Origin of the sequence: Limosilactobacillus agrestis (assembly GCF_014145585.1) — a bacterium.
Taxonomy (GTDB): domain Bacteria; phylum Bacillota; class Bacilli; order Lactobacillales; family Lactobacillaceae; genus Limosilactobacillus; species Limosilactobacillus agrestis.
In genome coordinates, this window is the sequence record NZ_JACIVF010000065.1 from 43,047 (window position 1) to 69,829 (window position 26,783).

27 protein-coding genes, 1 riboswitch and 1 other annotated feature are annotated in these 26,783 nt (G+C 38.4%); of the genes, 8 read left to right on the plus strand and 19 right to left on the minus strand.

The genetic code is table 11. The features are described from left to right. Positions 1 to 298 precede the first annotated feature (298 nt). From H5R88_RS07365 to H5R88_RS07385, 5 genes are all read right to left on the minus strand, one after another. Complete coding sequence (locus H5R88_RS07365) at positions 299 to 976, minus strand: CPBP family intramembrane glutamic endopeptidase (protein WP_182600661.1); 678 nt, start codon at positions 974 to 976, stop codon at positions 299 to 301. Further along, positions 960 to 1,205, minus strand: a complete 246-nt coding sequence (locus H5R88_RS07370; RefSeq protein WP_182577750.1) for a hypothetical protein — start codon at positions 1,203 to 1,205, stop codon at positions 960 to 962. Before H5R88_RS07370 ends, H5R88_RS07365 begins: the two co-directional genes overlap by 17 nt. A 123-nt stretch (positions 1,206 to 1,328) precedes the next feature. Beyond that, positions 1,329 to 2,252: a ribokinase gene (gene rbsK, locus H5R88_RS07375; protein WP_182577749.1), complete on the minus strand. Its 924-nt coding sequence runs from the start codon at positions 2,250 to 2,252 to the stop codon at positions 1,329 to 1,331. Between the two features lie 57 nt (positions 2,253 to 2,309). Continuing rightward, complete coding sequence (gene rbsR, locus H5R88_RS07380) at positions 2,310 to 3,326, minus strand: ribose utilization transcriptional repressor RbsR (protein ID WP_182577748.1); 1,017 nt, start codon at positions 3,324 to 3,326, stop codon at positions 2,310 to 2,312. 81 nt (positions 3,327 to 3,407) lie between these two features. Beyond that, positions 3,408 to 4,016, minus strand: a complete 609-nt coding sequence (locus H5R88_RS07385; protein WP_182577747.1) for a hypothetical protein — start codon at positions 4,014 to 4,016, stop codon at positions 3,408 to 3,410. 215 nt (positions 4,017 to 4,231) lie between these two features. Between H5R88_RS07385 and H5R88_RS07390 the strand changes: the two genes are divergently transcribed. Then, positions 4,232 to 4,864 (plus strand): deoxynucleoside kinase, encoded by a 633-nt coding sequence (locus H5R88_RS07390; RefSeq protein WP_182577746.1) that lies wholly within the window; start codon positions 4,232 to 4,234, stop codon positions 4,862 to 4,864. Between the two features lie 160 nt (positions 4,865 to 5,024). Here H5R88_RS07390 and H5R88_RS07395 read toward each other — a convergent pair whose 3' ends face one another. The 3 genes from H5R88_RS07395 to pepV form a co-directional block, all read right to left on the minus strand. Next, positions 5,025 to 6,101, minus strand: coding sequence for a glycoside hydrolase family 73 protein (locus tag H5R88_RS07395; protein WP_182600662.1), 1,077 nt, complete (start codon positions 6,099 to 6,101; stop codon positions 5,025 to 5,027). An 89-nt stretch (positions 6,102 to 6,190) separates the two neighbouring features. Then, positions 6,191 to 6,703, minus strand: a complete 513-nt coding sequence (locus tag H5R88_RS07400; RefSeq protein WP_182600663.1) for a universal stress protein — start codon at positions 6,701 to 6,703, stop codon at positions 6,191 to 6,193. A gap of 25 nt (positions 6,704 to 6,728) precedes the next feature. Then, on the minus strand, positions 6,729 to 8,132 hold the full coding sequence (gene pepV / locus H5R88_RS07405) for a dipeptidase PepV (protein ID WP_182600664.1): 1,404 nt from the start codon (positions 8,130 to 8,132) through the stop codon (positions 6,729 to 6,731). 88 nt (positions 8,133 to 8,220) lie between these two features. Here pepV and H5R88_RS07410 point away from each other — a divergent pair, with 88 nt between their 5' ends. Beyond that, positions 8,221 to 9,081 carry an NAD(P)H-hydrate dehydratase gene (locus tag H5R88_RS07410; RefSeq protein WP_182600665.1) on the plus strand — a complete coding sequence of 287 codons (861 nt, stop codon included), beginning with the start codon at positions 8,221 to 8,223 and terminating at the stop codon, positions 9,079 to 9,081. Positions 9,082 to 9,144: 63 nt separating this feature from the next. Here H5R88_RS07410 and H5R88_RS07415 read toward each other — a convergent pair whose 3' ends face one another. The 6 genes from H5R88_RS07415 to H5R88_RS07440 form a co-directional block, all read right to left on the minus strand. Beyond that, positions 9,145 to 10,794 carry a putative polysaccharide biosynthesis protein gene (locus tag H5R88_RS07415; protein ID WP_182577741.1) on the minus strand — a complete coding sequence of 550 codons (1,650 nt, stop codon included), beginning with the start codon at positions 10,792 to 10,794 and terminating at the stop codon, positions 9,145 to 9,147. A gap of 113 nt (positions 10,795 to 10,907) precedes the next feature. Then, a complete protein-coding gene (locus tag H5R88_RS07420) occupies positions 10,908 to 11,171 on the minus strand; it encodes a type II toxin-antitoxin system HicB family antitoxin (RefSeq protein WP_182600666.1) in 264 nt (87 codons plus the stop codon). Between the two features lie 59 nt (positions 11,172 to 11,230). Next, positions 11,231 to 13,651 carry a leucine--tRNA ligase gene (gene leuS, locus H5R88_RS07425; protein WP_182600667.1) on the minus strand — a complete coding sequence of 807 codons (2,421 nt, stop codon included), beginning with the start codon at positions 13,649 to 13,651 and terminating at the stop codon, positions 11,231 to 11,233. A gap of 61 nt (positions 13,652 to 13,712) precedes the next feature. Next, positions 13,713 to 13,922: a binding site (T-box leader), on the minus strand. A gap of 52 nt (positions 13,923 to 13,974) precedes the next feature. Continuing rightward, positions 13,975 to 15,162 carry a methionine adenosyltransferase gene (gene metK, locus H5R88_RS07430; RefSeq protein WP_182577738.1) on the minus strand — a complete coding sequence of 396 codons (1,188 nt, stop codon included), beginning with the start codon at positions 15,160 to 15,162 and terminating at the stop codon, positions 13,975 to 13,977. After that, a riboswitch (SMK box riboswitch) is annotated at positions 15,160 to 15,272 on the minus strand. Its footprint overlaps the gene before it by 3 nt. A gap of 50 nt (positions 15,273 to 15,322) precedes the next feature. Beyond that, a complete protein-coding gene (locus tag H5R88_RS07435; RefSeq protein ID WP_182600668.1) occupies positions 15,323 to 15,862 on the minus strand; it encodes a DNA-3-methyladenine glycosylase I in 540 nt (179 codons plus the stop codon). 86 nt (positions 15,863 to 15,948) lie between these two features. After that, entirely contained in the window at positions 15,949 to 17,388 is a 1,440-nt protein-coding gene (locus tag H5R88_RS07440; RefSeq protein ID WP_182600669.1) for an MFS transporter, read from the minus strand. Positions 17,389 to 17,511: 123 nt separating this feature from the next. On the opposite strand from H5R88_RS07440, the gene H5R88_RS07445 reads away from it, so the two are divergent. Further along, positions 17,512 to 17,967, plus strand: coding sequence for a Fur family transcriptional regulator (locus H5R88_RS07445; RefSeq protein WP_182577735.1), 456 nt, complete (start codon positions 17,512 to 17,514; stop codon positions 17,965 to 17,967). A 184-nt stretch (positions 17,968 to 18,151) separates the two neighbouring features. Here the strand turns inward: H5R88_RS07445 and H5R88_RS07450 are convergent, their stop codons facing one another. Continuing rightward, entirely contained in the window at positions 18,152 to 19,504 is a 1,353-nt protein-coding gene (locus H5R88_RS07450; RefSeq protein ID WP_182577734.1) for an amino acid permease, read from the minus strand. Between the two features lie 90 nt (positions 19,505 to 19,594). Here H5R88_RS07450 and H5R88_RS07455 point away from each other — a divergent pair, with 90 nt between their 5' ends. From H5R88_RS07455 to H5R88_RS07465, 3 genes are all read left to right on the plus strand, one after another. Beyond that, on the plus strand, positions 19,595 to 20,206 hold the full coding sequence (locus H5R88_RS07455) for a VanZ family protein (protein ID WP_182577733.1): 612 nt from the start codon (positions 19,595 to 19,597) through the stop codon (positions 20,204 to 20,206). An 11-nt stretch (positions 20,207 to 20,217) separates the two neighbouring features. Then, entirely contained in the window at positions 20,218 to 20,385 is a 168-nt protein-coding gene (locus H5R88_RS07460; protein ID WP_003664220.1) for a hypothetical protein, read from the plus strand. Positions 20,386 to 20,633: 248 nt separating this feature from the next. After that, a complete protein-coding gene (locus H5R88_RS07465) occupies positions 20,634 to 21,158 on the plus strand; it encodes an HdeD family acid-resistance protein (RefSeq protein WP_182577732.1) in 525 nt (174 codons plus the stop codon). A gap of 23 nt (positions 21,159 to 21,181) precedes the next feature. Here H5R88_RS07465 and H5R88_RS07470 read toward each other — a convergent pair whose 3' ends face one another. The 3 genes from H5R88_RS07470 to H5R88_RS07480 form a co-directional block, all read right to left on the minus strand. Further along, entirely contained in the window at positions 21,182 to 21,625 is a 444-nt protein-coding gene (locus H5R88_RS07470; protein ID WP_182577731.1) for a hypothetical protein, read from the minus strand. Further along, on the minus strand, positions 21,625 to 23,124 hold the full coding sequence (locus H5R88_RS07475; RefSeq protein ID WP_231818214.1) for a Y-family DNA polymerase: 1,500 nt from the start codon (positions 23,122 to 23,124) through the stop codon (positions 21,625 to 21,627). Before H5R88_RS07475 ends, H5R88_RS07470 begins: the two co-directional genes overlap by 1 nt. Positions 23,125 to 23,250: 126 nt before the next feature. Continuing rightward, a complete protein-coding gene (locus H5R88_RS07480; protein ID WP_182577730.1) occupies positions 23,251 to 23,682 on the minus strand; it encodes an Hsp20/alpha crystallin family protein in 432 nt (143 codons plus the stop codon). 132 nt (positions 23,683 to 23,814) lie between these two features. Here H5R88_RS07480 and H5R88_RS07485 point away from each other — a divergent pair, with 132 nt between their 5' ends. After that, a complete protein-coding gene (locus H5R88_RS07485; protein WP_182600670.1) occupies positions 23,815 to 24,663 on the plus strand; it encodes an aldo/keto reductase in 849 nt (282 codons plus the stop codon). Between the two features lie 224 nt (positions 24,664 to 24,887). Continuing rightward, positions 24,888 to 25,649 carry an exodeoxyribonuclease III gene (locus H5R88_RS07490; RefSeq protein ID WP_182577728.1) on the plus strand — a complete coding sequence of 254 codons (762 nt, stop codon included), beginning with the start codon at positions 24,888 to 24,890 and terminating at the stop codon, positions 25,647 to 25,649. 276 nt (positions 25,650 to 25,925) lie between these two features. Here the strand turns inward: H5R88_RS07490 and apf are convergent, their stop codons facing one another. After that, a complete protein-coding gene (apf, locus tag H5R88_RS07495; RefSeq protein WP_182600671.1) occupies positions 25,926 to 26,636 on the minus strand; it encodes an aggregation-promoting factor in 711 nt (236 codons plus the stop codon). Between the last annotated feature and the right edge of the window lie 147 nt (positions 26,637 to 26,783).

The window sequence follows — 26,783 nt, forward strand, 5'->3', positions numbered from 1 at the left end:
ACAAAGAGGCCAGAATATTTCCAGCCTCTTTTATTATTGCGGAAAAATCTGCTACTTTGCTAAGGAACTAATTCATTTTTGATTCTAACTTCTGCAAAGTTGCATTTATATCATCAACCTAGTGCACCCTGGTGACCTTATTACATAAATATTCAGTTTAAAATTTCATGTCACACTTACGTTGATTCTAGCCTACTATTAATTTCATCGGTGCTAAATTGATATAGGAGATCTCACCACTTTAATCTTTCCACACTTATACTGTATCATTTATTGTAAGCGTTCTCAAGAATTAACTTTAGATAACCTGAACTAAGAGAACATACATCGCAATCGCATTATTAATCATATGAATTGCAATTGAGTTTCGGATATCGTCCGTTCGCAAATAAACATAGGCCAAGACCATCCCCATATAAGCATAGATCAAGAAACTAATGGGATTAGTGCTCATATGACCTGTAGAGAATACTGTCCCTGAAAGAATAACTTTAGGCCAGATGTTACCACGCTTAAAAAACATATTTGTCAATGTACCACGAAAAATAAATTCTTCAGCAATTGGACTTAAGACAACTGCTGAAAAACAAAATACGATCGTAATCACTTCATTATGACCAAGCATGCTTCCTAAGGCTGCATTGTTTGCTGTCTCAGTTTGATGATAGATAAGTTGATTGAGATAGCTAAGGACATCCATTCCCAAAATAATCGCTAGGTACCCACCGATAATCCAACCAACCTTTATTCCCGCCGGCTGCCCTAATTGGTTATAAGCTTCATATGTCCGGTGTGCCCACCAAATAATCGCTAACATTAAACCGATGAATAAGGCCATAAATCCGTCCACGATAAGCTGATTAGTTTTTGAATAACGTAAAGCAAAATTAACTGCTATAGGGGGAACTTCAATTGCAATTAGCATCAGTGCAATTAAAATCACCTTAGATGTCCACTGTCTAATTACTTTTATCATTATTTTTCTCTTCCTTTGCTCGTTTCTCACGCATTCGTTGGATACTCCACCGGGTAGAAATTTTTGTCACAATGATATTTGCAACTACGAAACCAATTACCCAGAGAAGATACATCACCCAACCAGAAATATAATTTTCAGCAGTCAACCATACTAAGAACGCAAAGATGATAAACGGCGGAATGACCACCTTAAGAATAAATTCTGCTTTCACAAAGAAAACCTCCATTATTATTTGTTCAACAGTTTACTAAATTGATACGTGAAGCGCAAGATTACTGAAAAAGGTAGAAAGGCTGAGAAAAGTTTTGCTTTCCTCAGCCTTCCCATTTTTATCTGTATTTAATTAAATCTAGTTATTCTTTGATGCAGCAACTACTTCGTCATAAGTAGGAATTGATGGTAATGCACCAAGCTTTTGAACAGCTAATGAACTTGCCCGTTGAGCGTAAACAATTGCCTTTTCGATGTTGCTCATATCAGGCTTTAATTGGGATGAAAGAGCACCAATGAATGTATCACCAGCGGCAGTAGTATCAACAGCATTAACCTTAAAGGCAGGAATGAAGTTGTAACCATCTTGAGTACAGTAGAAGGCACCCTTTGCTCCAACAGTAATAATTAAATTACGGACACCCATTTGAGCAAACTTAGCGGCTGACATAAGCATTGAAGTTTCGTCTGTAATAATAATTCCTGTTAAAGCAGCACTTTCTGTTTCATTTGGAATGATTAAGTCAGTTAACTTCAATAAGTCAGGATTAATTTCGTGAGCAGGAGCAGGATTCAAGATTGTCTTTACACCATTTTCCTTTGCAATTTGGAATGCCCGTAAAGTAGCTTCTTGTGGTGTTTCAAATTGAGCAATGACAAAATCGGCGGCAGCAATTTGATCGCGAGCATCTTCAACTTCCTTCACGCTTAATTGTTGGTTTGCTCCTCCGTATACTAAGATACTGTTTTGGCCACTTTCATCAAGTAAGATGGCTGCAGATCCAGTACCTGCTTGATCGTCAACATGGATCCCAGTTGTGCCGACGTTGTTGTTCTTAAGGTCATTGATCATCATCTTACCACCAGCATCATCACCGACTTGACCAACAAAAGCTGTTTCAGCACCTGAACGGGCAGCAGCAACAGCTTGGTTTGCACCTTTTCCCCCGGCAGCATTAGTTTTACTTAAAGCGGCAATTGTTTCCCCAGGTAATGGCATCCGCTTAACCTTCATCGTTGTATCAACATTTAAACTACCTACAATTGTTACATGATTTGTCATTTGTTTATTTCCTCCTTAAACAATTGGCATCTAAATTGATAACATCATCATACCATATTATTTTGGTCGATAGGAACTTGTACTATCTCGTTTAATTAATTTTACTGGAAAGTTTTGCACACGGGCTTCAGCACTACTATGACTGATCTGTTCAATGAGCATTTTAGTAGCTCCAGCACCGAGGTCAAAAATGGGCTGTTGCACCGTGGTTAATCGTGGATAAACATAATCATCCCAGTAGATGTTATCATAACCAATCACAGAAATATCTTCGGGAACCTTAACGTCTAATTCATGTAACCCTCGCAATAGGCCAATTGCCATCTCATCGTTTGCCGCAAAAACAGCAGAGGCACCAGTTGCTAAAACATCTTTTGCTGCTTTATATCCGCCATCCTTCGTCAAGGGTGCCCGAATAACATCGTTAATAGGAGCTAAACTTAGATTATTCTCTTTAATAATATTTTTAAACCCATTCATTCGGTGATTTAAGTTTTCAGTAGGATTATCAGAGGTAAGAACGGCAATATGTTTGTGACCAAGTTCAACGAGGTGTTTAGCCGCAATTTGGCCACCAAGGTAATCGTTCGTTTGTACTCGATCACCCTCTTGCGTATGATTTTGATCAAACAAGATATAAGGAATCTCATTAAAGGAAATGACCTCTTTAATTGTCTCAGTAGTCATCGTTGCACTAGCAATTACTAATCCACTAATAGAACGTTCAATCATCTGTGACAGATAATATTTTTCCAACTTTGGGTCACGGTTGGCACTAAAGACAAGCGGAATAAATTCTGCTTCACGAGCAATACTCTGCACCCCCTCGACAAAAGTACCAAAAAACGGATTGGCAATATTAGGAACTAGTACTCCAATTGTCTTAGCACTCTTTAAAATTAAGTTCCGGGCATTGAAATCAGGGACGTATTTATATTTATCCCGTAACGCTAAAACTCGTTCCTGGGTCGCCGTACTGAACCGATCACCTTTATTATTCAAAATTTGCGAAACAGTAGTTACAGAAACACCAGCTTCTTTTGCTAAATCACGAATTGTTATTTTCTTTTTCATGGCTGTTCAACCTCTTTAGTAAACAGTTTTATCTAGTTAATAATATTTAATTAATTTAACCTATCTCAACTCATATTGCAATTACATTTCGTTAAAAATATCATTAAAAATCTGCTTTCCGGTTGCCATTTGGGTACCACGAACCCGGAGATAATCAATCTTAGCTCGCAAAATATCATATTCCCATAATGAAGATAGGTCATGGTCATTATAGTAATGAATTGTTACCTTAATAGGCGTGAGATCAGTAATTATCCCTGTAAAATCATCACTTCCCTTATACTTTTCAGTACCAATTACAACCGGGAGACGGTTTTCATAGGAATCATCGAGGAGATTCGATAAGAGGTTCCCTTGGGTAATTTCTGGATGGTTATCGATAAATTTTTGTACTTCCCATACATCAAAATAGTTGTGGTCATGGGCAACCTTAGTCTTCTCAGAAACCGTCATTAAGTAGTCACTATGACGCTCCGTATAAAGAATACTCTTAATACGAATAGCAATTAATCCGTTAATTTTACCATCCCAGTCAATACTGATCATCAAACAAAATACCGGGTCAAGAGCAACAACAAAGCCGACATTAAAATAATCATCATTTGGTAAGTTATGAACTTCAATCAATGTTCCTTGTTGCTTGGCTAGTGTTAGTTGAACACGATTCTCACTTTCACTTTCTCTTCTCATCTTTACTTCCTTACTATTAATTTTTCACATGATTAGATTTTTAAAATTTAATCACATCCCTACTTTTATTATAATCGCTAACAATGCAGATGTGATAACTTTTACCATGATAAGTTAAATCTGGAAACCACCAAATATTGTAAAATTAGATGTGTCATTCCACAATATTTTGTAGTAAGATATTTTTTGTGACAAAAAAGTAAAGAGGGGCCATTATGGTGATTATTACAGCAGGGATGATTGGTGTCGGTAAAACAACTTTAACTGGGAAGATTGCCGAACACTTACATACAAAAGCATTTTTTGAACCAGTCGGAGAAAATCCAGTTTTACCACTGTATTATAAAAATCCAAAACAGTACGGCTTTTTACTCCAAATTTATTTTTTAAACAAGCGTTTCTCAATGATTAAGCAAGCACTCACCGATGATAACAACGTGCTTGACCGTTCTATTTACGAAGATGCCTTGTTTACACGAGAAAATAACGCCGAGGGTAACATCACTGATACTGAATTAGAAGTATATTTAAAGCTTCTTGACAATATGATGAGTGACCTACAACAGTTACCCAAGCGGGCACCAGATCTAATGGTTTATTCTGAAACTGATTTTGAAACCATCTTATACCGAATTAAAAAGCGCGGGCGAGACTACGAGCAAATTGATACTAATCCAGAGTTAAAGGATTACTATTACAAGATGTGGAGTGCCTACAAGCAATGGTATAAGGATTACGATGCTAGTCCAAAAATGAAAATTGATTTGGAGCGTTATGACCTTGAAGATCCTAAAAATGTTGATGCAGTTTTAGCAATGATTGACGAGCAGTTAAAGTCATTAAGATAAATAATTGATAAGAGGCTGGGAGAAAATTTTATTTTCTCTCAGCCTTAACTGCTTTTACGAACAATTGTAAGATAACGTGGAACTAGCTTCGCGTTGCCATAAGACGCAGGCCTAAATACGAACGATGATCAGCCCGTGCTATGCTAATCATCGTTCTAGCTTAGTCCACCGCTTTGTCGAGAGGGTTATTTTCCACTCTTTTCTTTTTCTTCAACAAACGACGAAAAATTTCAATCATTCCGGCCGTTCCCACTCCCCCAAGCAAAGGAACATATTGAGGAATATTAATATCGCTCTTTCTCGCTTGAACGGAATGTTTGTCAACAATTGGGATCGTTTCACTCTCACCCTTCTTATCTGTCATAGGAAGAAGATTAGCTTTTTCATTACTGGTGCTAACTTGATCATCGTACTTAGTAAGTTGGTAAGTATCAATCAGCTGGTTTAACTTCCGATCATACTCGGGATCCGTTGCATATCGTCCGCGAAGAGCTTGGGTAGCTTCACGATAATTTTTGGTATTTTGACGATGAACTCCTTGATAAAGTGGGGCTTCTAATGTCTGAGCATAATCTCTTAATGCTTCATATTCACTTGCATACTGTCGAAAATTACTAACAACCTGAAACTTATGTCCTTGCTCGTCATATTCAGTCGTGGGTTGAGCAACTGTTTGACAAGCAAAATAACCCTTAACACCAAAAAGATTATTATTAGGTGCTTTTCCTAATGTACTGCATCCCCAATCGCTCTCTAAAGCTGCTTGTGCAATAATAATTGATGGATACAAATCATGTTCCCAACCAATTTGTTGAGCAGCTGGAGCTATTCGATTAATAAACTTTGCTTGGACTGCGGATGGTTGTTGAGGTTGATAAGTCTGCTCATCTTCCTTATTTTCTTCTAACGGTCGCCTTTGTTCAGCAGAAATTTCAGTTGAAGATTGAATTTTATCATGCTCAGGTCTTTCTTTTACACCTGTCAAAGCATTATTTTGGTCATTTTCCCTTACTTGAATGGCATTTTCATATTCTGTTAAATAAGCATCAACATACTCTTCATCATGATTAACTAAGGCCTCCTCATCAATCGGCTTTGCACGCTTTACGTCTTCGTTTGCATCAAATTGTGCTTGTTGAATAGCGTCCGCTTTAATCGGCTGCCCACTAAGGCTTGTTAAAACAATTAATGCACTCGTAATAGCACGATGGTTTAACACAATAAAACACTCCTTCATAATATCCTATAGTATATATACGTGAAAATTATGAATTTGCATTTTTAAACTAGAAAAGACTAGAAGAAATTTCCCCTAGTCTTTAGGCATTACATTTCAGGATATGTCGTTTCCTTGATATCCAGCTTTTGATTCTTTAAGTTTGTCTTAACAACGGTAACGTCACATGGAGCTTCACGAATAGTATAAGCGGCCGTTGAACCAACAAGTAGCCGTCCAACAACATTTAATCCGGTTGCGCCAATAATGATTAAATCAATATCATTTTCTTTAGGATAACGTTCTGCAAGTTCAACCTTAGCATTACCAACTTTTACATCCGTTTCAACATCTTTTATTCCAGCAGCTTCTGCTTTTTTCTTGTAGTCAGCTAATTTCTTTTGCATTGTTTCAATTGCTGAATCATAAATGCTGTGACTAACAAAGCCGTATCCACCAGGACCAGTAGTTGGATAACGTTCACCATTGATAATACTTAACAAGTATAATTTAGCATCATTGGTCTTAGCAGTATCAACCGCTTTCTCAAAAGCCATATCCGCTTGCTTTGAACCATCAACACCAACAAGAATATTTTGATAACTCATTCTTGACACCTCCATCTTATGCCTTTATTTTAGCACAAATTTAATCAGTAACGAGATTATTAATCGCTTCCATGTAAATAGCCATCGATGTGATTAAATCATTAATAGGTTGATATTCATTAGCCTGATGCATTGTATTTGGCGTATGTGGCATTAAAGCACCAAATGCAACGCCCCGTTCCATCAAACGACCGTAAGTTCCTCCACCAACGACCTCTGGTTTTGCGTCTGTATCTCCAGTCTGGTCAATATAGGCCTGCATCAATGTTTTAACGATTGGATCATCTGGATCAACATAATGTGGAGCTTGCGATGGACCTTGCGTAACTTTAATTTGTAATTTATCGGCAATCGCCTTCACAGTATCCTCTAGCTTATCCGGGGTCATGCCTTTAGGAAAGCGGAAGTTCATGTCAATGTGACCACCCTTGTCCGCATCAAAGTTTAAGATTCCGGCATTCATGGTTAATTCACCCATTACCGGATCAGTGTAAGCACCATTAAAACCATCCATCCGCGTATCTAAATGAAGATAGTCAGCTAAGAATTCAATGAAGCTCTTTGCTCCCCCGCCAAAATCATATTGATTTAAGAACTTTGCAAGGTAGGTTGCTGCATTAATTCCCTTTTCAGGTTCCATTCCATGAGCAGCCTTTCCGATAACTGTAATCTTAAGGCCTTTATCTGTTGATTCAATATTACCTTCAACCGGGTTTTCTTCGATAAAGTGACCAAAATCATTAGTAACTTCTTGAGGGTTATCTGTTCGAATGAGAGCAACTGCTTCCCGCGGTACCATGTTAAAACGTAAACCAGATTCAAAACTAACTAGTTGCGTTGAAGCATCTCCGTTACCAGCAGGTACATCAAGTAAGAGTGATACTTGACCCTTTTCACCGTTAATTACGGGAAATTCCGCATCTGGTGAAAAGCCAAATGTTGGGGCTGGTTCAACTTCAAAGTAACGATGCATTCCAGTCCAGTTACTTTCTTCATCAGTTCCAACGATAAAGCGAACTTTCTTGTTAAACTTTACGCCTTGATCTTTCAAATACTTCAAGGCATAGTAAGCTGCCATACCAGGTCCCTTATCATCGGAAGCACCACGACCATATAAGTTACCATCCTTGATAACTGGATCAAAAGGATCTGTTTCCCAACCCTTACCAGCAGGCATTACGTCAAGATGGGCTAAAATGGCAAGTGTTTCATCGCCTTCACCCCATTCCGCATACCCAACAACGTTATCAATGTTCTTTACTTTAAAACCATCTTGTTCCGCCATCTCTAAAAATGTCTTTAGCGCTTGAGCAGGTCGTGGGCCAAGTGGGTATTCATCGGTTGCGGCCGAATCATCACGGACACTGGGGATCTTCATTAATGCTACAAGATCATTTAAATAGTTTTCTTTTTGTGCCTCTGCGGCTTTCATCCAATCAGTCAATATTAATCCCTCCAAAATATTCTACTTTGATTAATTTTAATGATACCATTAAATTGTCTATTAAATAAAATAATAAGGAGTCTTAACTGTGAAAAAACTTACTGACCAAATCTTAAAGGATGTTATTACTCCCCGTCCTGAAAATAGTTTCAAAGGTACTTTTGGTAAAGTTACCCTTATTGGCGGTAATCGTAATTTTGGTGGCGCAATCATCATGGCATCAACCGCAGCCGTCTGCGCTGGTGCTGGGCTTGTAACAACGGCCACTGATGAAATCAACGCTAGTGCCCTCCATGCGCAACTGCCAGAAGCAATGTTCGCTGATTTTACTGATGATGCATTAGTCGCTGATCTTACCCAAGCTGCTACCAGTGTGGTCGTTGGGCCTGGTCTTGGAAATGATGAAACAAGTTTACGAATTTTGAAGAATATTTTTGCTCATACAACCGATAAACAAAATGTGATCATCGATGGATCTGCAATTACCCTCATGGCAATGGAAAAGCTTGAACAACCACAGGGGAACATTATTTATACTCCTCATGAAATGGAATGGCAACGACTTTCCGGAATCAAGATTGGGGAGCAAACTGAAGATAAAAACAAGAGAGCCCAAGAAAAACTTGGTGCTACCGTTGTCTTAAAGAAGCACCATACGGAAATTTATACTAATGACCAAGTATATCAATTGCCAATCGGTACTCCAGCCCAAGCAGTTGGTGGAATGGGTGACACTCTTGCTGGAATGGTTGGGGGCTTTACCGCTGAATTTAATGATAAAGCAGATAAAGCTGTCCTCGCTGCCGTTTATGCGCACAGTGCGATTGCAGAAAAGATCGCCGAAAGCCAGTATATCGTCCTCCCCCACCAGATTAGCCGTGCTTTACCAACTTTCATGAAGAAGATGGAAAAGCTTGATGATGATCATCATATTGGATTTTTGAATTAACGATTTAAGGACATTAAAAAGGTTCAGAGCAAAATCTCACTCTGAACCTTTTTGTATGCATTATTATTTAATGTGCAAAATTGTTCGTAACCGTGCTACTCGTGGTCCCAATAGCTGATCAGCTAGTCGTGACTTTAAGCAGAGATAGAGATAAATTCCTGCTCCGACTATTACTCCCGGAATCAAGGAGAAGAAAGCAGTATAGCGCCCATATGGACTAACAAAATGACTTATGATTAACATTACAATCTTCGTCCCAGCAAACATCACTAAGGAGTAAGCTAAAATCTGGTTAGTTGGGAGAGCCATCTTATCAAAACGGAGGTGGAATTCCATATTAAAGGAATGCAAGATTAAATAGTTAATCACAAACATTGAAATCCCGGTTGAAACTAGTGGTCCTAATCCTTCAAAAATCCAAATACATGGGAACTGGAGGATAAATTTAATCACAATTCCGATAGCTAAGAACATCATCATTTTTTTATTCTCAGAAATTCCCTGCATCATTGCTGCGGCCACAGTATATAAGCCTAACATAATCGAAATGTAAGCCGCAAATTGCAGTACTACAACCCCTGCCGCATCATAACGGTAAAAGACGGTGTAGATTTGTTGAGCAACCGCGGACAATCCAAGAGCAGCTGGAATCATCACGAAATAGAATAACAAAAGAACATTTTGAATCTGTTTTCGCATATCCTCTTGATCGTTCTGGGCTCGGGCTGTCGCGAGTAACGGAATAACCGTTGCAGCTAATGCGGAAGCCAATGAAATAACAATCATGTAAAGCTTATTAGCATTGAACGCAAACAAGGCATAAGTAACATCCATCTGGTATTTAGTAAAGTGACCAACTAATGGCATCATCCGCTTAAAAGTATATTGGTCAATTAATTGAAAAATCGTTACCCCCGATTCAATAATGATGAACGGAATTGATTGATAAATAATCTTAAAAATTAATGTTTGAGTTGAAACTTCAGTGTTCACTTCCCCATGTATCACCAAGTCATTCATTTCACGTTGGTGACGTATCCAGGCAATTCCTAAGACAATCACTGCACCAATTGCCCCGATAAAGGCCGCAAATGTTGATTGGGAAACAGCACTAACCCAACTACCATTTTGAATCTTCATAATGAAGTAAGTGGCCGCCAGCATATAAATAACTCGGAAAAGCTGCTCAACAAATTGTGAAATTGCTGATGGTGCCATCCAGTTATACCCTTGTAAAAATCCACGGGTAATTGACATCCCCGGAATAATCAAAATAGCCCAAGCTAAAGAGCGGATAACGGGAATCATATTTGGATCTCCATTGTCCATTAAACGAGCCCCAAACATCATCACTGTCGTACAAATTACACCCATTGCCATTGCAACGTACATTCCAGAATGATACAGTCGACGACTAACGCCATATTGGTTTATTCCATTATAATGCGCGACCATTTTAGAAATTGCAGAAGGAATACCCGCCGTTGCAATTACTAAAAACATATTATAAATATTGTAACCCTGAGCATATAAGGCATTCGCTTCATTACTATAAGCTCCTAACCATGTAACCCACGGAATAATATACAGCGCCCCTAAGATCCGCGAAGTAATACTACCAGCTGTCATCCAAGCTGATCCTGTAATCATTTTTGTTCGCGAATCTTTTTTAACTGCGGTGCTGCTCAAATCATTTACTTTATTTTCTTCCATGATTTGTTGCAATCCTACCTTTTTATTTTAATCGAGTTTACACAATCTTAATTATTTTATCGTGAATAAAAAGCTGGTGCAATTCGATTTAACGTTTTTAATATTTCTTTAACTTAGTATTGTTCCAAATCAACAGTTACCATTTTAATGATTTGATCCGGATGTTGCTGCTTTAAGGTCTCTAATGAACTTGCGGCAGGTGCTTTTTCAAAGTGACCAAGTTTATCATTAAGGGTAATTGCTAAGCCCAATTTAGCAAAATCCATTGCCTCATCCATTGTTTTTCCCTGGGTAAATGCTTCTGGCAAATCTGGAAAATCAACTTGGATTTCATTTTTTTGTGGAGTGAAAAATGCCGGATAACTTACTATTTCCATAATTTTCTCCTTAAACAAAAAAGCAGGAAAATACAGCTTCCCTGCCCTTTATTAATTTACTATTTTGCAACAATGTTAACAATCTTGTTAGGAACAACAATGACTTTCTTAATATCCTTGCCATCAGTAAACTTCTTAACATGTTCGTTTGCTAAAGCAAGTTGTTGTGCTTCATTGCGGTCAGTATCCTTGGCCATCTTAATCTTAGCCCGTACCTTACCATTAACTTGGACGATCATTTCAACTTCATCTTCAACTAAAGCCTTTGGATCGTAAGTTGGCCATGGTTGATAAGTGATTGTCTCACTCTCGCCGAATTGACTCCAGAGTTCTTCGGCCACGTGAGGCATGATTGGCGCAATCATCTTCACAAAGCCTTTCATGTATTCAACTGGTAAATCATCAACCTTGTAGGCTTCATTTACAAAGACCATCAATTGAGAAATAGCTGTATTGAAGTGCATCCGTTCGTAGTCTTCAGTAACCTTCTTAACGGTTTGATTATAAACCTTGGTAAGCTTACCATCATTGAAAGTGGATACTCGGTCACGAAGATGGTTATTATCATCCATCAACAACCGCCATACACGTTGAACCCATTTATTAGCACCATGAAGTCCCTTTTCATCCCAAGGTACCGATTCTTCAAGTGGTCCCATGAACATTTCGTAAAGACGTAAAGTATCAGCCCCATATTGGTCAACAATGTCATCAGGGTTAACAACATTACCTTTGGACTTCGACATCTTTTCATGATTTGAACCAAGAATCATTCCCTGGTTAACGAGCTTCATAAATGGTTCTTTAGTTGGGACAAGTCCGAGATCATAAAGAACCTTATGCCAGAATCGAGCATAGAGCAAGTGAAGAACAGCGTGTTCAGCCCCACCAACATAGAGATCAACTGGTGACCAGTAATCAAGGGCTTCTTTTGAGGCAAATTCCTTATCATTATGTGGATCAGTGTACCGGAGCCAGTACCATGATGAACCAGCCCACTGTGGCATGGTGTTAGTCTCCCGAAGACCGTGGCGACCGTTTTCATCATAAACATTAACCCAATCTTCAACATTTGCTAATGGACTTTCACCAGTTCCTGATGGTTCGATGTTATCAGTCTTTGGCAATTCAAGTGGGAGTTCGTCTTCTGGAACTAGTGAGGTTGTCCCATCATCCCAGTGGATAACTGGAATTGGTTCGCCCCAGTAGCGTTGCCGACTGAAGATCCAGTCACGAAGACGGTAGTTAACCTTTTTATGACCAGCATCGTGTTCTTCAAGCCAATCAATCATCTTCTGCTTTGCATCAGCAATGTTCAAGCCATCAAGGAAGCCAGAATTAATGTGCTTACCGTCACCATCAAAAGCACCTTCTGACACATCTGCTCCTTCAATAACAGGCTTAATTGGCAAGTCAAACTTAGTAGCAAAGTCATAATCACGTTGATCCCCGGAAGGAACAGCCATTACTGCTCCAGTGCCATATGAAGCAAGCACGTAATCACTGATCCAGATTGGCAGTTTTTCACCGTTAACTGGATTAATGACGTAAGAACCAGTAAATACACCGGTCTTATCCTTATTTAAATCAGTCCGTTCAAGGTCAGACCGCCGTGATGCTTCTTCCTTGTACTTTTCAACTTCTGCCTTGTGTTCCGGTGTCGTCAATTGATCTACTAATTCTTGTTCAGGAGCAAGAACAACATAAGAAGCACCAAAGAGCGTATCTGCCCGCGTCGTAAACACTTCAATCTTAGTATCTTCATCCCCCACAACTGGGAAAAATACTGAAGCACCTTCCGAACGACCGATCCAGTTACGTTGCATTTCCTTAACGCTTTCTGGCCAGTCAACGAGATCAAGGTCATCAATCAATCGGTCCGCATAAGCAGTAATTTTTAAAACCCATTGACGCATTGGCTTACGGTAGACGGGGTAGCCACCACGTTTAGTCTTGCCATCTTCAACTTCCTCGTTAGCAACCACTGTTCCACCCATAAAATCAGGGGCCCAGTTAACCATAATTTCACTTTCGTAAGCAAGCCCCTTCTTGTAGAGCTGTTCAAAAATCCATTGAGTCCACTTGTAAAATTTAGGATCAGTCGTATTTACTTCTCGATCCCAGTCATATGAGAAACCAAGTGATTGAATTTGGTCACGGAAATGGTCAATATTTTTGTTTGTAAAGTCCTTTGGGTTATGTCCAGTCTTTAATGCATATTGTTCAGCTGGTAAACCGAATGCATCCCACCCCATTGGATGTAAGACATTAAATCCCTGCATCCGCTTCATCCGTGACATTACATCCGTAGCCGTGTAACCTTCTGGGTGACCAACGTGTAGTCCTTGACCAGATGGATATGGGAACATGTCTAATGCATAGTACTTCTTCTGGTCCTTATTAAGGTCAGCTTTGAAAGTTTCATTCTTTTTCCAAAACTTTTGCCACTTTTTTTCAATTGCCTTATGATCGTAAGCCATATTCTTTACTCCTTATTCTAATTTTGGTGATCGTAATAAAAAAGCCCCGTAGAAAATCACTCTACGAGACGAAATAATTCCGCGGTACCACCCGTTTTCCATGGAATCCATGGCGCTTAGGACCTTAACGCGGTAAACGTCATTACCTACTAAAATTCAGTAATAATCACAATTTAGATGAGTTCGTAAATGACCAGTCTCCTGTTCCCACCACCACAGGATCTCTGCTGACCTCGTCAAAAACTACTATTTCTATTACGATCAAATATTTAACGATTATTTTAACAACCACCGTTAATGATTGCAAGCGTACAACTAAATTATTAGCCTAAAATTTCTTTTAATTCGTCAACTTTATCAAGGTGTTCCCATGGTAAGTCAACATCAGTTCGACCAAAGTGACCATAAGCAGCGGTTTGTTTGTAAATTGGCCGCTTTAAGTCAAGCATTTCAATAATTCCAGCTGGACGTAAATCAAATACTTTTCGAACAGCTGCAATTAATTCTTCTTCTGAACGAGTACCGGTACCATAAGTATTAATCATGATCGATACTGGTTCTGCTACACCGATGGCATAAGCAACCTGAATTTCTGCTTTCTTAGCATAGCCAGCTGCAACAATATTTTTAGCAATGTAGCGCGCGGCATAACTAGCAGAACGGTCAACCTTAGTAGCATCCTTTCCAGAAAATGCTCCACCACCATGATGGGCAGCTCCACCATAAGTATCAACAATAATCTTCCGTCCAGTTAAACCGGCATCCCCTTGCGGCCCACCGATTACAAACCGACCTGTTGGATTAATGAAGTACTTAGTTTGGTCATCAAGGTACTCAGCTGGAATTACCGCTTCAATCACTTGTTCTTTAATATCCCTTTTAATTTGATCAAGGGAAACTTCTGGATCATGCTGAGTACTTAAAACAACGGTATCAACACGTAATGGCTTGTCATTCTCATCGTATTCTACAGTTACTTCGGCCTTAGCGTCTGGACGAAGATAAGAGATAACGCCATCCTTACGTAATTGAGCAATCTTACGCATTAACTTATGACTTAAAACCAATGTCAATGGCATGTATTCCGGTGTTTCGTCAGTAGCGTAACCAAACATCAATCCTTGGTCACCAGCACCAATCTTATCAAGCGGATCAATTTCACCTTCACGCGTTTCTAAGGAGTCATCAACCCCTTGAGCAATGTCCGGTGATTGTTCATCGATTGCGGTGATAACAGCACAGTTATCAGCATCGAAACCATACTTACCATCTGTATAACCGATCTTACGAATTGTGTCACGCACAATCTTTTGGATATTAACATAAGCCTTAGTAGAAACTTCACCAAAGACTAATACTAGACCAGTAGTAACTGAGGTCTCAACTGCAACCCGTGAATCAGGATCCTTCTTAAGTAATTCATCTAAAATCGCGTCACTGATTTGGTCAGCAATCTTATCTGGATGTCCTTCTGATACTGATTCGGATGTAAATAAATGTCGTTCTGCCATTTTCTAATTCCCCCATATTCTATTGAAACTTTCAAATAGTTTGTAGTTGCGGTTACAAGGCATCTTCACGTTCAGACGTGAATCCTATCGGGAATTGCTTTATAACGAGAATAATCTTAGCATAATTGTTAACCAACAATCAATGTTAATCCAGACATTCTTATTTCAAACGGGCATTGACCATCCCCACTGCCGTCATGAACGAGTAAATAATTGTCGGGCCGACAAATTTAAATCCATCCTTCCGCATTTGCTTGGCTATTTCTTCTGAAACGGGTGTTTTAGGAGCTAATTCAACATCTGTAGTTAAACCTAAGTCCTGAGGTTGATCATCAACAAAGTGCCAAACATAATCATCAAACGTCTTTCCCGTCTTCTGTAATTTTAAAATCACTTGCGCATTATTAATCACCGCTAATATTTTACGACGATTACGAATAATAGTTTCATCTTCACATAATCGATTAATATCATCATCATTAAAGTACGCAACTTTTTCAATATTAAAGTTAGCAAATGCCCGGTTAAATGCCCTTCGTCGCCGCCAGATTGTTTGCCAGGTTAAACCCGCTTGAAATAATTCTAAAGATAACATTGCAAATAATTGTTGGTCATCATGAACTGGAAAACCCCAGTAGTGATCATAATAGTCTTGCATTTCCGGGGTAGCATTTGCCCATTGTGGTCGTCTAAGTAGCATTATTAACACCTCTTTCTGCTTTTAAAATAAATAGGAGCGGAAAATTAATTATTTTCTCCTCCTCTTATTTATATACGAATCTTTGGTTATTTTGTACTTTTCTCTTTACTAGTATTTCTTAGCATAAACGCTAGTACTAAACCAATCAATTCAGTAATAATCATGCCAATAAATACTAAATGATAACCATGAAGGGAAGCTACTTGAACTGAATTCCCCCGTTGGAGTGCATTTGTAGTAGCAACCGTTAAGATCAGTGTTGAAATAGTAACGCCCGCAGAACCGAGAACTTGACGGACAGTCGTAATTACGGCTGTTCCGTGGGGCACTAATTCATCAGGCAGGGTATTTGCTCCCAATGTGACAGCGGGCATCATTACAAAGGCATTTCCACCTTCAATCACCATTGCACAGAGGATCATTCCCAGCAAACTGAGGTGATTAAGGACAATTAATCCAGCAATCCAGCCAATAATAATCATAACCATCCCCACCAGTATTGTCGGTTTAAACCCAATTTTATCAGCTAATTTTCCTGACAAAGGATTTAGGATACTAAGAAAAACCGCCCCAGGTACTAAGGACATTCCTGAAACAAATGGACTAACTTTTAACACTCCCTGATAATAAAGGGGAAAAATAATTGTCGTTACAATTAATGCAATATATGAAATCGATGTTAAAAGAATTGCTAAATCATAATTAAAAGTCTTCAATACCCGCAATTCCAATAGGGGCTGCTTGAGATGAAACTGCCGAACACAGAACCAGATAACCGCAATAAGACTAATGATAAAAATCCCTGAATTTATTCCCCATGCAGGATTCTTTTTTCCAGTTTGGTCAACAACGTACATAATCCCAATTAATCCAATTAGTAAGATTACTGATAGCCAATCAAGGCTAGTTTCATGCCGTTCCATTACATCTTGGATCAGTCCGCTAGCAGCCATTAAAATAATTATGGAAATAACAAGCATGAAGAGGATAAAAAGGCTCTTCCAACTAAAGAACCTTAAAACAATTCCTGAAACAATCGGTCCACATGCAAGAGCGGATCCCATTACCAAACCAGCAATTCCCATCGTTGAACCCCGCTCTTCTTTAGGCGTAATCTCAAGCAAAACGGTTTGATAAGATGGAAATAAAACTCCGACAGCAAAAGCTTCCATGGCCCGTCCAATCATCATAAACCAGAAGCCATTAACTCCCCAAGATGATGGGGTTAAGACAATCATCAAGGATCCGATATCAAATAACCCCAGTGCTCCAATAAACATTGTCTTAAAGCTCATATTGTTGAGCATCCACGGACTAATCGGCATACTGACACACATTACAAGCATAAATCCCGTTGTCAACCATTGAACAGTTGCAGCTGAAATTCCAAAAGCATTCATTAAAGTTGGATAGGCTGTCGACAATGATGACTGACTAATTGACATCGTAAAGGTACCAACTAGTAAAGTAAAAATAAACCAAAAGCGACTATATCTTTTTCCATTACGTGCGATACTTTGATCCATATCACTCTCTCCCTCTTTATAATAATTATTATCTAACCGTTAATTATTATATGTTTTGAATCAGTGGATGTAAATGTTATAATATTCTTAGATTATAATTAATTTAAGAAGGGGGACGACACTATGGCAGAAGCAGAATTTGATCGAGCACTTGACCATCTCCGTAAAAACAAGGTTCGTCTTACTCCCCAGCGGAAAATCATTTTAAATTACTTAATTAATCACCATACTCATCCTAGTGTCGAAATGATTTATAATGACCTTAAGGATACAGTTGCCAATATCAGCATGGCAACTGTTTACAATACGCTTAAGCTCTTTGTTGATTATAGCCTAGTAATCGAGCTAAAAAACGGTGATGGTAGTACTCACTTTGACTATTTCGGGCATCCACATTATCACGTTGTCTGTGATAATTGTGGTAAAATTTCTGATGTTTTTGATGAACATTTTACTGCGATCACAAAAGATTTAACGGCTATGACGCATGAAAAAACTGGCTATCTAGTTACCGGAAACAACATCGAAATTCACGGTATTTGTCCTGACTGTCAGCGCAAGTTACATTTGAATCGTTAATAAGAAGAGGCTGAGAAAAAACTTTTGTTTTTTCAACAGCCTCGTTTTTTATACGAATCTTGTTACGATATCGTGGAAATTAACTACAAGGCTCGAGGCTAAGTCCGAACGATAATCAGCCCGTGCCGTGCTAATTACCGTTCTATCCTTAGCCCACCGCCTTGTCTAGGAAGTTAATTCCCACTCACTTTTTATGCTTTTTTTGCGTTAACGAAGCAACAACAAGGATTGCAAACCAAGCTAAAGTTAGTATAAGAGCAATTAAAGTTTGTTTCTCCATACATAAAACAATTAGCACAATAAAAAGAAAAACTAAAATAATATAGTCAGTAAAAGGTGCGCCTGGCATCTTAAAGGTTCTTGTTTGTGGATGCTGACGAACATATTTTAGATGCGCCAAGATGATGGCAGCCCACACAAAGAGAAAACTCGTGGTAGCAATGCTGGAAACAAAAGTAAAAACTCCTTCTGGCATTACTAAGTTTAAGATAGCAGCAATCCCAATAACAATCGCCGAAATAACAACCGCGGTTGCAGGGACCGATCGCTTAGATAGTCGACTAATTTTATGAAGAACCGGCCTGTGAGCGGTCGAGGTTAGCTCGGCTAACATCCGGCCAGTTGTGTATAGCGAACTATTACAAGCAGAAGCAGCAGCAGTAATTACTACAAAATTAACGATACTGGCAGCCCCTGGAAGGCCAATATCGCGAAAGACAAGGACAAACGGGCTATTGCTTGGTGAGAGTTTGCTCCAGGGATAGATACACATAATAACGGCCAAGGCACCAATATAAAAAAGCATAATTCGCACGGGAATACCATTAATGGCCTTGGGAATAACAACCTTCGGATTCTCTGCTTCAGCGGCCGTAACACCTACCATTTCAATTCCAACAAAGGCAAATACTACCATCTGAAAAGAAAGCATAAAGCCCTTTGTTCCCGTAGCAAAAAAACCGCCATCATTAACTAAATTAGCAGGCGTAGCGAGATAACCACTTGTTGAATGAAATTGAAGTAGAACTAAGATGACACCAACAGCGATTAAAATAACAATTGCCAAAATTTTAATAAGGGCAAACCAAAATTCGAGTTCACCAAATGTACTAACCGTCATTAGATTTAATCCCAATAAAATTAGTAAAGTTACTAATCCTGGTAACCATTGGGGAACTTGAGGAAACCATAGTTGAAAATATAAGCCAATAGCGGTAACTTCAGCCATTGCTAGTGCAAGCCAACATGCCCAATAAGCCCAGCCCATTACAAAGCTCACTCGATTACCAAGATAATCGCGAATTGCATCCATAAACGAATGGTAGTGTAAATCAGAGAGAAGCAACTCCCCGAGGGCCCGCATAATTCCAAAACAAATAATTCCAGTAATTAAATACGCTAAAAGAATTGCTGGCCCAGCCGCATGAATTGCCTTTCCCGATCCAAGAAATAATCCAGTTCCAATCGTTCCCCCAAGTGCCATTAACTGAATATGACGACTTTTAAGCTTACGTGTAAATTCTTGTTTTTCTGCCATGATCCTCTCTCTTCCTAAATTATTGAAGTTTTCTTAATCCTAGTTAGGTTTACTAGTCATCATTAAAAAAATCAACTATGATATATAACATTGAAAACTTATTGTATACCATTTTTCGGAGAAGGAGAAATCATATTGCGTGCATTAGTTCACTGGATTCCATTTTTTATTTATTTTTTTGCGGGCTCTGTCCTCATTACCCATAATCACCTTTGGGAAAAATTTCCTAACCTAGGCCAGCATATCACTATTGCAACTTTTTTTACCTACTTAACTGCCATCGACTGGCTATGCCTAACCCCTTCAATGTTTAATTTTAGTTCCGCTAATAAACTTTTATTTTACTTTCACGGCGTCCCATTTAATGTTATCCCCCTCCAAGGACTAAGCCAAGAATTTTTCTTAAATATTGTGATGACGCTACCGCTAGGGGTTTATCTTTATTTGATTAACCACCAAATGCCCTTCAGTCGTGCTGTTCTCTATGGCTTTTTCTTCAGTTTATTCATTGAGTGTAACCAATTTGTTTGCGACCTTCTTTTCCATATTGGAAGGGTTGCTGATGTGGATGATTTGATTAGCAATACTATTGGAACTACAATTGGTTTTGTAGTAATGATCATACTTGATCAAACAATTTTCCACCAAGTTATTAAACAATTTATGCTAGTAGGCGGAAAATCTGATAAACTGAATAACTGAGGTGGTAGAAGATGATTACAAATGAACAAAGAGCGCATGACATTGCACTTACTTTGCTACAATCACGAGCAAAAGATCTAAAGCCAATTGAAGCGTATCATGAATATGTCAATTCATTATTACCAATCTTAAAAGAGATTGATAAGGATTTCCCTAATGGTATCAAAGAGCATCTTTAATACCATTAAGGAAATTACAATAAAAGAAAGTGGAAAATAGCCTTGTTGGGACGTGAAGCTAGCTCCACATTATCTTGCTATTGTTTATAAAAACAGTTGAGGTTGAGAGAAAACTTTTATTTTCTCTCAACCTCTTCTACTATTTCAGCCTATAGATTATAACTATTTTGTTGGAAATTATTTTTCTTGTTTTATTAGGCCAATTGAACTATGATATTAATGATTTTATTTTTTAGGGAGGTTTTTCAATGTTTGAAGAAACTAAAAGGGGCTTTGACTGGTTTAGCCTAATCGTTGGAGTCCTATTTATTATTGCTGGAATTGCATCATTCATGCGGCCAGATAAAACTCTTCACTTCTTAGCCATTGTTGCCGGAATTGCTTTTATTTTCCGCGGAATTTATGAATTATGGTTCCGTCAACGAATTGGTAAAGTCTTGGGAGAATCATCAGGTTGGTTAATCTTTTCTGCAATTTTAGATATCATTTTAGGAATTATTTTTCTGTTCCAACCAAGTTTTGGTGTACTCTTCATTGCTATTATCTTCGCTATCTGGTTTATTCTTGACTCTATCACTGAATTGCTCAGTGCCAAGTTTTTCAAGGAATTCCATCGGGGATACTACTGGTTCATTGTAATTCTAGCAATTTTGAGTTTGGTATTAGGGGTTATTCTTTTATTTAGCCCATTACTTTCCGCTATCACAGTGGTATGGTTAGTTTCAACATTCTTGATTGTTTTTGGAATTATGAAACTTATTCAAGCATTTTAACTTATACCTTATATTAAAAGAGATCAGTTTTGCTGATCTCTTTTAATTTTTCGAATATTTTGAATTATAATCCTTATCCCATCATCAAATATTAGGTGGTGAGCATGGTAATCAATTTGTTCTAATTGCCCCGTATATTCTTCATAAAAGCCTGTTTTACCATTAAAGAATTCAACTTTTAATATCGGATGTGATTGATCCCGTTCAATCATGGCAAGTTGGCTTTCTATTCGATGTCTCACCTCAGCTGTGGGATAAGTTTTATGATCATACTTTTCCCCTACCTTTGCTAATAATTGATGATACCCGGTTAAGGCCGCAAAAGGAGAAAATTGGGCAGCACGATCTTCAGTGGACATCGGCGTATGAGCTCGAGAAATATGTCGAGGGATGTTGATAATATCACGATATTTTGATGTATCACTAAACAAGCTTTTTTCTATTTTTAATAGGTCTTCATTTTCCATTATGCTTGGTGTCCCCCAATCTGATTATTTCTTTCCAAAAGAGTAGCACCTTTTTTCAAATCAGCCGCTCGAATAATGGCGTTTTTACCATATTCATTTTGCAAATTAAGGACAAGCCTTTGTAGTTTTTGATCTTTTTCTTGAACTTGGGAACGTTTCTTATGGTTATTTGTTGAATCAGCAAATAAATCTAACTGCTCATTATAATTCGCCAATCGGGCAAGTGTTGGTGAGAGAAGGTGATTTGCAATTACCGTAATTTTACGGGCCGTCAATCGCCGGTCGAGTCCACCATCACATAACTTCATAAATGCCGTCATCAGCTCTGTCCCAGATGATGTCGGTAAAGAAAGATTAATCCTTCTATGCATTGGCTTGGGTACCTGGCGTCCATAAAAATCTGTCACTAATGGTCCTTGGTAATCATCAGAGATATTAGAAACATCATATGCGACCCTTAAAGCCACTTGATCCGTTACTAAGTTCTGCTTGGTTAACTGGAGAGCCAATGAATTAACCATTTCTTGAATAACCAACCGGGTTTCCGTAAAGTTATAAGGACGCGACAAAACCTGCCCCGAATATACTCCATGATCAGATGAATGATAATTTTTGATATCTTTAATAGTTGCTGACTCGTATCCCCACGCATGGTCAATTATAATTTCCGCATTTTTTCCAAATTCGCGATATAATACTTCCTCATTCATTGGATCAGATAATTTTCCTAATGAACAACGGGCGATATCCCCCATTGTTTTAAGGCCCAGCTTTTTCAGTCGGCGTGCATATCCAGGACCAATCCGCCAGAAGTCTGTCAGCGGCTGATGCGCCCACAGGTAACGACGAAAAGTATGTTCATTCATCTGCGCAATCCGAACCCCATCCTCATCTCCTGGAATCCGTTTAGCTACTATATCCATCGCTACTTTTGCTAAGAAAAGATTGGTACCAATCCCTGCTGTTGCAGTAATCTGTGTTTCAGCTTTGATTGTTTGGATAATTTCCTTAGCTAAAGAATGAGCGCTAACGTGGTATTCTTTAAGATAATCAGTAATATCCATCATTACCTCATCAATGGAATAAACATGGATCCGTTCTGGTGGCAAGTAGCGTAAATAAATTTCATAGATGGCAGCACTTTTTTCAAGGTAAAAATTCATTCGTGGTCGAACAATCTTATAACCAATTTTAAGTTCCGGTGATTTTAATAGTTCATCCCGGTAAATTGAGACAGCTGGTGATGACCGGTAGTGCGGTATCTCTTGGGCCCGGTGATTATTTAAGTAGGCGACTCGTTGTTCTACCTCGTATAATCGCGGACGGCCAGAAACGCCAAATTTTTTTAAGGCTGGAGAAACAGCAAGACATATAGTTTTACTAGTTCGCGATTTGTCAGCAACTACTAAGTTAGTGTTTAAAGGATCAAGTCCATACTCAGTACATTCGACCGAAGCATAAAATGATTTTAAATCAATTGCCATATATGTGCGCCCCATCGTGATATTCCTCCATCATTATTAGTAAATACTATTATATCTTTAATCAAACATACGTTCAAGAAGCGAATAAAATAAAGAGTTGCAGAAACGGTTCTCCACAACTCTTTGTTCAACTTACTTTAATTATTCAATATCAATACGATTCTCATCATCATCGGCCTCATCCATCTTAGGAAGAGTAATCGTCAAAACTCCATTATTATATTGAGCCTTGATATCCTTCTTATTTACATCTGGTAAACGATATTGCCGACTCATTTGACCATACCGACGTTCAGAATGCAAAACATTGCCATCCTTGTCACCATCATCATCAAAGGTATCCCGATGACCAGTAACTGTCAAAATGTTATTAGCATAATTAATATGAATATCTTTCTTATCAAATCCAGGCATATCAATCTTTACGGTATAATTTTTGTCATCTTCTGTAACATCTGTCTTCATGTGATCAGCAACTGGAGTTAGGTTAGAGAAGAAATCATCATTCATCCAGTTACGCATATTCATCAAACTATCAAATAAGTTATTACGGTTTTGTAATTCATTAGCCATAAAGAATGCTTCCTTTCTTTCTTATTCACCGTCTATATTAAACACTTCCAGAAAAAATACAACTAATATGCTAGGGACCGTTGGTTAAAAAGAATATAATAGCAGTAGGAAAATAGAAAGGAGCCACATAACATGAAAAAAGTCACAATTAATAATGTTTCAATGCCTGCAATTGGAATTGGAACCTGGAATATGGGAGATTCCCTCGTCAATCGGTCCACTGAAATCAAGGCAATCCAAACCGCAATTGACGCTGGCGCACAGGCTATTGATACTGCAGAAATGTATGGCGATGGTCGTTCTGAAGCACTTGTAGCTGATGCCATCAAACCATATAATCGGGAAAAACTATTCTTAATTGATAAAGTTCTTCCTTCAAATGCCAGCAAGACAAAACTTGAGCATAGTTTAGACCAAAGCCTGGCAGCCGTAGGAACAGACTATTTTGACCTTTACCTTTTGCACTGGCGAGGTGGAATCCCATTAGCAGAAACAGTCAATGAATTAGAACGAGTTAAAAAGGCAGGAAAGATTAAAGCATGGGGAGTCTCAAACTTTGATGTCAGTGACCTTGAAGAATTATGGCGCCTAAAAAATGGTACTGATTGTGTTGCTAATGAAGATCTCTATAATCTCGATAGTCGTGGAATTGAATTTGATCTCCTGCCCTTAATGAAACAACATCAACTCCCGTTAATAGCTTACTCCCCCCTTGCCCAAGGCGATAGCTTATCTGGGAAGTTAACCGATAATCCGCTACTAAAAGAAATTGCCGCAAATCACCATGCAACTATCAGCCAGATTATGCTTGCGTGGGTTCTAAGAATTGGGAATGTCCTCGCTATTCCTAAGAGCAGTAGTCCACAACATGCTGCAGAAAATGTTGCAGCTGGGAATATTGAACTAAGTGATGATGAATTACTTGCTTTACAAAAAGAATTTCCATCGCCAAATAAAAAAGAGCCCCTCGCAGTAATTTAAGCGTTGCAACCTAACATAATATAGTTAAGAATCGAACTACAACTTTGTAAAAGGCAAAATTATAGTTCGATTTGTCATATATAAGATGAATATTTTTTATTTAACATCTACATCAACTTTTGTATTAAAAATCACAAAAAGAGTGTTATCACTTAAGAAAAAAATAAATTCCTTGTACAATTATTACAGAGATAAGATGTGGTTAAATTGAAAGAAGGATTAACATGAAATTTATTTCTTGGAGTGTCAATGGCCTAAAGTCAGCCATTAATCATGGATTTGTTGAAGATTTTAAACGCCAAGATGCTGACTTCTTCTGCTTACAACGAACACGATTAGATAAAGGCGAAGAACCAATTCAAATTCCTAATTATTATCAATACTGGAATTATGCAGAAAAGAAGGGGTATTCTGGTACCGCCATTTTCACTAAATATAAACCAGAGAACGTTATATACGGAATGAATAATTCAACCTTTGATAAAGAAGGCCGGCTAATCACACTTGAATATCCAAACTTCTATTTGATTGATGTATACGTCCCAGTTTCAGGTGAAAAGTTGCAACACCTTGATTATCGCCTTGACTGGGATCACGCTTTTCTTAATTATGTTACTAATTTGCAAAGTAGTAAGCCAGTAATCATTGGTGGTGATATGAGTGTTGCCTATCAACCAATTGACCTAGCAGAACCAACAAAAGATCATCATAAGGCCGGCTTTACAAAACAAGAACGAACTGATTTTGGTAAATTACTTGATGCTGGCTTTACAGATACTTTCCGTTATCTCCATCCTAATTTACATGGTGCATATACCTGGTGGAGTTACCGTTATGATGCACGGGAACGAAATGTTGGTTGGCGTCTCGATTACTTCTTAGTTTCCAATGTATGGAAAGAACGAATTGAAGAAGCCAAGATTCTTTCAGAGGTTAAAGGTTCAAGTCACTGTCCAATTGAACTTGATGCTAATATTGAAATATAAGAAAGACCCTAATCTAGAAGTTTTGAATTTTATGATATTTAATCAAAGAGAGTCGAAAATAAGCTTCTCGATACGAGCAAAAACGATAGTCAGCATGGCACGGGCTGATCATCGTTCGTACTTAGGCTTGAGTCTTGTGGCAACGCGACTAGTTCCACGTTGCCTTGCTATAGTTTGCAAAAACAGTTGAGGCTGGGAGAAAACTTTTGTGTTTTCTCCCAGCCTCTTTATCGTATGTTTGAAATTTGTTGATTATCTATTCTACGAAATCCTATTTTAGTACCAACCGTGTGATTGCCAGAATGATTGAGCAGCACTCCAAGAACCGTAACGGCTAGCTACATACTGATCAGCTACTCGTTCTTGGTTAGCCTCTGAGTAATCACCATTTAAGTATGATGCTGATAATTGGTACTTACCAATATATTGACCATTTTGTGCACTGTAGCTACCACCTGATTCGCGAGCTGCGATCCACGCCTTAGCAGCAGCATCATTTCCAGCTACATTTGAGTTATAGCTAGTTGATGGTTGGGCACTTGATTGTTGTACATTTTGTGTTTGTTGAGTCTGTACTTGTTGTTGAGCAACTGGTGTTTCTTGGTTTGATTGTACTTGTTGGTTTTGTTGTGCTTGATTTTCAGCAGATGCAGCTTGTGTTTGCGTATCTGCTTGTGATGCAACATTTGCGGCTGGTAAAGTAGCAACTTCTTGTTGAGTAGCCGGTACAACTTCACCATCATCCTTAATTACTAATTGTTGACCAACGTAAATCAAGTTCTTATCAGCAATATTATTATTGCTTGCTAATGTATCTACAAAAGTTAGATCGTGACCTAATTTGTAAGAAATCCCAGAAAGGGTGTCACCTGCTTGCACCGTGTAAATACTGTCGGCGTTTGCAGTCGTTGCAGTAGCTACTGTTCCTAATGCAACTGCACCAGTAATCGCTGCTGTAATCTTCGCTACTTTCTTAGATAACTTCATTATAAATTCAATCCATCCTTTTCTCTTAATTAATCAAATAACTCATTTCAACGATAACTACTATACAGGATTAGAGTTACGAGCGGGTTACTAAGACTTATCAAATTTCGTTATTTCTGTAATTTTTTGTAACAAATGTTCGCTAAT